A 6,000-nucleotide genomic window follows, 5' to 3' on the forward strand; every position below is an offset into this window, starting at 1 on the left:
TTGCAATGTGAATATACTTTGTGACCTTTTACACACCTGAATTTCCCCGCCGTTTTAACGACCGGCGGCAAATTTTTTTCTTCCGGAGGGAATCCCTTGAAAAAGAACGTCCTCTTGGCCCCGGGGCCGACGCCGGTTCCGCCTTCAGCTCTGCTGGACATGGCGCTGCCGATCATCCACCACCGCGAACCCGAATTTAAGCCGATATTCGAGGAATGCCGCGAGGGGCTGAAATACCTCTTTCAGACCCAGCGCGACGTAATCATTCTGGCTTCCTCCGGCTCCGGCGCGATGGAAGCGGCGGTGACAAATTTTCTTTCCACCGGCGACAAGGCGCTTTTCGTCAACGGCGGCAAGTTCGGCGAGCGCTGGGGCAAGATACTGAAAGCCTTCGGCTGCAAGCCCGTCGAGATAAAGGTCGCGTGGGGCTCCGCCGTAGATCCGAAGGTTATTTCGGCCGCCCTCGACGCCGATCCCGAAATACGCGCCGTCTTCTTTCAGGCCAGCGAGACCTCCACCGCGGTCCGCCACCCGGTAAAGGAGATTGCCGAGATAACCAAAAGGCGCGACAACGTTCTTTGCGTGGTGGACGCGATAACCGCCACCGGCGTTTTTGACCTGCCAATGGACGAGTGGGGCGTGGACATCGTAATCACCGGCAGCCAGAAGGCTCTCATGCTTCCCCCCGGCCTCGGCTTCATAGCGTGGAGCGAGAAGGCCGAGAAGTTCATGGCAACTTCCAACCTCCCGCGCTTTTACTTCAACCTTACGATGGAGAAAAAGAAGCAGGCCGAAGGGCAGACCGCCTGGACTCCCGCCGTTTCCCTTGTCGTCGGGCTCAAAAACGTCCTTCGCACGATAAAGGAAGAGGGACTGGCCAACGTCCACAAGCGTAGCGCCAGGCTGGCGCTGGCCACCCGCGAGGCGGTTCTGGCTATGGGACTCACCCTCTTCGCGCCCGGCAGCCCCTCCGACGCCTGTACCGCCGTCAACATCCCCTCGGGCATCGACGGGTTGAAAGTCAAGAAGATTCTTCGCGAAAGCTACGCGGTCACCGTCGCGGGCGGACAGGACGAGGCCAAGGGCAAGATCGTCCGCATCGCCCACCTCGGCTACGTCTCAACCTTTGACGTTATTACCGCGATAAGCGCCCTCGAAATGGCGCTGGTGGACGCCGGACACAAGATGAAGATGGGCGCGGGCGTCGCCAAGGCGATGGAAATTCTCAGGGAGGGTGCGTAAATGAAAAAGGTGCTTGTAAGCGACAGCCTCTCGAAGGAAGGGCTCGACATTCTAAAGGCCCAGGTCGGTATTTCGCTTGACGTGAAGACCGGCCTTCCCCCCGAAGAACTCAAGGCAATCATCGGCCAGTACGACGGCCTCATCATCCGCTCCGCCACCAAGGTCACGGCGGAAATCATAGCCGCCGCCACCAACCTCAAGGTCGTCGGACGCGCGGGTATCGGCGTGGACAACGTGGACGTGCCCGCCGCCACCGCCAAGGGCATAGTGGTGATGAACACCCCCGGCGGCAACACCACCACCACCGCCGAACACGCCCTTTCGCTGATGATGAGCCTGGTGCGCTTCATCCCGCAGGCCACCGCCTCGATGAAGGCGGGCGTCTGGGAAAAGAAGAAGTTTCAGGGCCATGAGATGTGCGGCAAGACCCTCGGCGTCATCGGCCTCGGAGCGATCGGCTCGATAGTCGCCAACCGCGCCCTCGGCCTCAAGATGAAGGTGGTCGCCTACGACCCCTTCATAACCCCCGAGCGCGCCGCCGAACTCGGCGTCGAAAAGGTCGATCTTGACGGCATCTACGCCCGTTCCGACATCATCACCATCCACGTACCCAAGCTCAAGGAGACCCTGAACCTCATCAACAAAGACACCATCGCGAAGATGAGGAAGGGCGTCTACATCGTCTGCGCCGCGCGCGGCGGAATCGTCAACGAGGACGACCTTCTCGCCGCGCTCGAAGCGGGCCAGGTCGCGGGCGCGGCCCTCGACGTCTTCGCCCAGGAGCCGCCGGGGATGACTCCCCTTATCGCGCACCCCAACCTCATCTGCACCCCTCACCTCGGCGCTTCCACCGAGGAGGCGCAGACGGCGGTCGCGATTCAGGTCGCCCATCAGGTGAGCGATTACCTGGTCCGCGGCATCATAATGAACTCCATCAACGTCCCCAGCGTATCCCCCGAAGAACTCGAAAAGATGCTCCCCTTCGTGACGCTGGCCGAAAAGCTCGGCAGGCTTCAGGCCCAGCTCGGCCTCGAATCCATCTGCGGGCTCGACATCGAATACAGCGGCAAGGCCGCCGACTGCAGAACCCAGCTTCTGACCGCCTCCGCCCTCGCGGGGCTGCTTGCTCCCGCTCTCGGTGAATGGGTCAATCTCGTAAACGCTCCGGTGACCGCCCGCGAGCGCGGCATCACCGTCCGCGAGACCTCCTCCTCCAAGGGTGAGGACTACTCCTCTCTAATCCGCCTCAAGGCAAAGGCCGCCAAGGGAGGCTACTCCGTCTCGGGCGCGGTCTTCGGTAAAAACCAGCCCCGCCTCGTCGAGATTGACGGAATCGCCATCGAAGCGGTGCCGGAGGGCAATCTCCTCGTCCTTTGGAACAACGACAAGCCCGGCCTCGTGGGCTCCATCGGCACTACTCTGGGCAACAACAAGATAAACATCGGCGGCCTACAGTTCGGACGCGAAGTGCCCGGCGGCAGAGCCATAACGGTCGTCAACGTCGACACCGAGCCGGACGCCAAAACAATCAAGGAACTGGCGGCCCTGCCCAACGTGCTCGCCGTTCACAAGGTGCATCTGTAAGTGAAAAGCAAAAAGACCGGTCGCCCCGGCGGGCTCCACAGAGAGCTTCCCGCCGGGGTGGCCGACATTCTTCCAGCAACGGCGGAGCGCCTTATCAGCCTCCGCCGTTCTCTTCTGGACACGATGGCGCTCTGGGGGTACAGGCCCGTCCACCCTCCGGTGATGGAGCACGCCGAGGTCTTCTCACGCGCGCTCACCAGCGGGGCGGAGGAGCTTTCCTTCTACAGGTTCGTGGACCCCTCCACCGGAAGGGCGCTTAGTTTCCGCACCGACTTCACCCCGCAGCTAGCGCGCATCGCGGCGACCCGCTTCCCCGAGGCGGGGCTGCCCCTGCGTCTCTTTTACGACGGCCCGGTGCTTCGCCACGTCCCCGGCCAGCGCGGGATGAAAAGGGAGCTCCATCAGGTCGGCGCGGAGCTTATGGGGTTGAGCGACCCCGAGGCCGACGCCGAGTGCATCGCCCTCCTCATCGACTGCCTCATCGCCTCCGGCCTCCGGGACTTTCGCATCGACGTGGGGCAGGTGGAGTTTTTCAAGGGAATCTTCAAGGATGTAGAAATAAACGAAGAGGAGCTTGAAAAGATAACTCGCGCCACGGCGCGCAAGGATATCTCCGAGCTTGCGAAGATTTTGAGGGAAAGCTCTCTTCCCGAACAAAAGAAAGCCCTCCTCGCCGAACTCCCCCTCCTCGCGGGGGGAGTCGAGGTGCTGGAGCGCGCCGGGAAGATCGTCGAGAGCGGCCACAGCCGCGAAGCCCTCGAAAACCTCGGCAAGGTCCTCGATTTCGTCCGCGCCTACGGCCTTATTGACCACATAACCGTAGACCTCGGGGAGATACGGGGCATCGACTACTACACCGGCGTAATCTTCGAGGCCTTCGTCCGCCACGTTGGAACCCCGCTCTGCAGGGGCGGACGCTACGACAGGCTGGTGGAGAGATACGGCCTCGATCTTCCCGCGACCGGCCTCTCGATCGACCTCTTCGCCCTCTCCGAAGCGCTCAACGCCGCGAGTGAGAGCGAGAACTCCTTAAACGGCGTCTTCATCATCAACTTCCTCCCCAAAAGAGACGCCGCGCTCGGCCTCGCCACCGCCCTTCGGTCGCAAAACGTACGCGCCTGCCGCGACATAGTAAAACGACCGCTCGAAGACTCTCTGGCGCTGGCCCGCGAGCAGCTCTTCAGATACGCAGCAGTACTCGGCTCCCCCGGCCTCAAGGAAGGGGAAGTCCTCCTCATAGACCTCGCCGACGGGTCCAGAAAGACCGTCGCCGCCGGGGCCGTTCCGGAAGCCGCCGCAGCCTTTGGTTTTGAGAATTTGCATCGCCGCTAAATAACGTGATAGAGTTTAAAACTTGGGCCTAAAGCCCCAGACCTGTCGTCTGGGGTTTTTAACGTTGAGTCTGTTTTTAAGAAAAAGGATACAAGCGATGTCCAACGTTGCGGTCGTCGGCGCCCAGTGGGGCGACGAGGGCAAAGGTAAGGTCGTTGACATTTACTCGGGCAAGGCCGACGTCGTCGTGCGCTGCCAGGGAGGCAACAACGCCGGACATACCCTCGTCGTGGGCGGAGAGAAGATAATCCTCCACCACATCCCCTCCGGCATTCTGCACGACAATACCCTCTGCGTCATCGGCAACGGCGTCGTCATAGATCCGGGCGTACTGCTGCGGGAAATCGTGGGGCTTTCCGGAAACGGCAAAAAGGTATCCGCCAAAAACCTCGTAATCTCCGAATCGGCCCACGTCATCCTCCCCTTCCACAAGGCCATCGACGCCGCGCGCGAAGAGAGCGCCGGGAAAAAGAAGATCGGCACCACAGGGAGGGGAATCGGCCCCTGCTACGAAGACAAGGCCTCCAGAAGAGGCGTCCGCATGGGCGACCTTGTGCGTCCCGAGATACTCCGGGGCAAGATCGAGTGCATGGCCTCCGAAAAGAACGCCATACTCGCCCACCTCGGCGCCAACCCGATCAGCGTCGAAGAGGTGCTGGCCGAACTGCTGCCGCAGGCCGAAAAACTCGGACCCCACCTTGCCGACACCTTCGAGCTTCTTCATAACCTCTCCGAGAGCGGCAAGACCTTCCTCTTCGAGGGAGCGCAGGGAGCGCTGCTGGACATCGACAACGGCACCTACCCCTTCGTCACCAGCAGTAACACAGGCACCGGCGGAATGGTCACCGGCTCCGGCCTCGGACCCAAGACCCTCGGCAAAATAGTCGGCATAACCAAGGCCTACGTAACCCGCGTCGGCTCGGGCCCCTTCCCCACGGAACTCGACTGCGAGACCGGCGAAAAGCTTCGCCAGCGCGGGGCCGAATTCGGCTCGACCACCGGCAGGCCGCGCCGCTGCGGCTGGCTCGACCTCGTCGCGCTCAAACACGCCGTCCGCATGAACGGCCTCGACGGCCTCGCCGTGACGAAGATAGACGTCCTCGGCGGCCTTGACGAGATAAAAATTTGCACCGCCTACGAGCTCGACGGCAAGACCATCGGCTACTTCCCCGTGAAGATCGAAGACCTCGAAAGGTGCCGCCCCGTCTACAAGACCCTCAAGGGGTGGAGCGAAGACATAAGCGGAGCCAAAACGCTGGAGGAGCTTCCCCAAAACGCCCGCGCCCTCCTCGACGAGATGGAAAAGCTCACCTGCTGCAAGATATTCCTGGCCTCCGTCGGCCCCGGCAGGGAATCCACTATTGAGCTGATCTCCCCCTTCGACGGGAAATAACAGCGCCGCCGGAAATTTGAATTTCCACCGATAACGGTTTAAAATTTCAGGGAAATCGAAGGCTTGCGCGGCCCGCATAAAAACAGGCGCAGAGCCTAAAAAACTTGACTGGAAAGAACCGAACGAGTATAAAAACCCCCTCAAAACGGTTAGCAAAACGTTTTGGGGAAGCGACAAAGAAAAAAGAATTACGGCGCTATTTTTCCGTTCACGGCAAGGAATCCCGGAACGAAAAGGGTGAGGCAGTAGCAGCGCTACGGCGAGCCCTTTAGTGAGGACATGACGACGCCGGGGACGGAAAAGATGCGCCGACAAGTGGGCCGTTAGCTCAGATGGTAGAGCACCTGACTTTTAATTAGGTGGTCGTTGGTTCAATCCCAACACGGCTCACCACGACGTTTAAAACTGGGTACTTCGCACATATCAAGCGAGGTACCCAGTTTCTTTTT

General features: G+C 60.8%; 4 protein-coding genes and 1 tRNA gene. All 5 read left to right on the forward strand.

The features are described from left to right. The first annotated feature begins 96 nt into the window (after positions 1-96). The 5 genes from EPN96_08695 (at position 97) to EPN96_08715 (ending at position 5,944) form a co-directional block, all read left to right on the forward strand. Complete coding sequence (locus EPN96_08695; GenBank protein TAL16615.1) at positions 97-1,242, forward strand: alanine--glyoxylate aminotransferase family protein; 1,146 nt, start codon at positions 97-99, stop codon at positions 1,240-1,242. Further along, the gene (locus EPN96_08700; GenBank protein ID TAL16616.1) at positions 1,243-2,826 is read left to right on the forward strand and encodes a phosphoglycerate dehydrogenase; all 1,584 of its coding nucleotides are present in this window, start codon (positions 1,243-1,245) and stop codon (positions 2,824-2,826) included. It begins immediately after the preceding gene. Beyond that, complete coding sequence (hisZ, locus tag EPN96_08705; GenBank protein TAL16617.1) at positions 2,827-4,158, forward strand: ATP phosphoribosyltransferase regulatory subunit; 1,332 nt, start codon at positions 2,827-2,829, stop codon at positions 4,156-4,158. It abuts the gene before it with no gap. 97 nt (positions 4,159-4,255) lie between these two features. Then, entirely contained in the window at positions 4,256-5,551 is a 1,296-nt protein-coding gene (locus EPN96_08710; protein TAL16618.1) for an adenylosuccinate synthase, read from the forward strand. A gap of 317 nt (positions 5,552-5,868) precedes the next feature. Continuing rightward, positions 5,869-5,944: transfer RNA gene (locus EPN96_08715), tRNA-Lys, on the forward strand. Positions 5,945-6,000 lie beyond the last annotated feature (56 nt).

It is taken from the genome of bacterium (genome assembly GCA_004322275.1).
Lineage (GTDB): Bacteria > Desulfobacterota > Deferrisomatia > Deferrisomatales > BM512 > SCTA01.